Here is a 1,454-nt window from a genome sequence, read left to right on the forward strand (position 1 = left end):
AACGGTATAAAATAAAATTTGGATGATAAAGTGATAAGAAGGTTATAAAGTAATACGTTTAAATATAAATTGAAGGTAAGGATTACCTTTTTATGTTAATTTTGTTGTCGAATGAACAATAATGTTTTTGATTTAATATGAAAAGGTTATGCGAAAAAGAGCTGAATGGCTATTTTTTGCATAACCTTTTTGTGGTTTTAAAGGATTTTAATTAAGAAAAAATCTATAATTAAGGTAGTTAACATATATTTATTGATGGGTGTGGGGGATTATGAAAGAAATATGCATGTTATTAGTGGCTGTTATATTATGGGGAGCGGCAATTGCGCCAACGAAATGGGCATTAGAATCCATTCAACCATTTACTTTGTTATTTATTCGTCTTTTCTTTGCAGGTGGAATTTGTATGCTTTTTTCATATGGCCAACTTCAAAAAGCGATCGTACATAAAAATATTCCATGGAAAAGAATGAGTTTGTTATCTTTTACTGGTGTAGCTGGTTACTTTATGTTCACATCCTATGGGATTTCTTTAACAAGTGGATTACATGTTAGTATCATTGATGCTGCATTGCCATTAGTTACAATTCTTTTTTCAGCGTTCTTTTTGAAAGAGAAAATTCAGCCGAATTATTGGATCGGTATTATATTGGGGGCTATAGGGGTACTTCTTATTACAATTTCATCTAATAATGCTGATCAAGAGGTATCTTTAATAGGAGATATCCTTATTTTATTAAGTACCTTCTTATTTGCTTTCTATACAGTATTGTTAAAACAGCCGAAACAGGAACAGTATCTATCAAACAAGGTTTTTACAACATTAACTTTAATTATTGGATCGGTTATTTTATTACCATTTGCAATGGTAGAAACTTTTTATTACGGTCTCCCAAAGATTGAAACCTCGAAGACTGGACTTAGTGTAATGTATCTTGTTATTGGAGCGACAATTTTAGCATATTGGTTTTGGAATAAAGCACTAGAGAAAGTTTCAGCATCGGTAAGTGGATTATATTTAAATGCATTGCCGCTAATAAGTATTGTTGCTTCAATTGTTCTATTAAATGAATCTTTAACGTGGAGAATAGTAATAGGCGGCGGCTTAGTCTTATTTGGAGTGGTATGGGCGGATAAAAGTAAATTAATTGATCTATTTATCATTTCCCGACAGAAAACTCCCGCCTCAAGGAATGAGTAGGGCGATAGTTTAAAAGTTTAAAGAGTGCATGTATATAATGTGTAATCAAAAGGACGTCTTGTATGTAATGGGATGTCCTTTTTTATTATTTTCATTGAAATAGAGAAATTGAATAACTGAAATTAATATAGAAAATACCTTTGGGAATTATTTTTATTATTAATTGAATAAAAGGTGTTGACGATTAGCCTATAGAGGTGTAATATAGGACAAGTCGCCGATAGCAACAACGCAGAAAGCGACAAACAAAATA

General features: G+C 31.4%; 1 protein-coding gene. It reads left to right on the top strand.

The genetic code is table 11. The annotated features are described in order from the left end of the window. Positions 1 to 271: 271 nt before the first annotated feature. Positions 272 to 1,201 carry a DMT family transporter gene (locus FT637_RS29485; protein WP_227494018.1) on the top strand — a complete coding sequence of 310 codons (930 nt, stop codon included), beginning with the start codon at positions 272 to 274 and terminating at the stop codon, positions 1,199 to 1,201. The last annotated feature ends 253 nt before the right edge of the window (positions 1,202 to 1,454 follow it).

The organism is Bacillus cereus (assembly GCF_015071065.1).
In the GTDB taxonomy this organism is placed as follows: domain Bacteria; phylum Bacillota; class Bacilli; order Bacillales; family Bacillaceae_G; genus Bacillus_A; species Bacillus_A cereus_BA.

Bases quoted from the DNA above. Each gene is read 5' to 3' on its own strand.
- FT637_RS29485 (WP_227494018.1), top strand. From the start codon at position 272: ATGAAAGAAATATGCATGTTATTAGTGGCTGTTATATTATGGGGAGCG.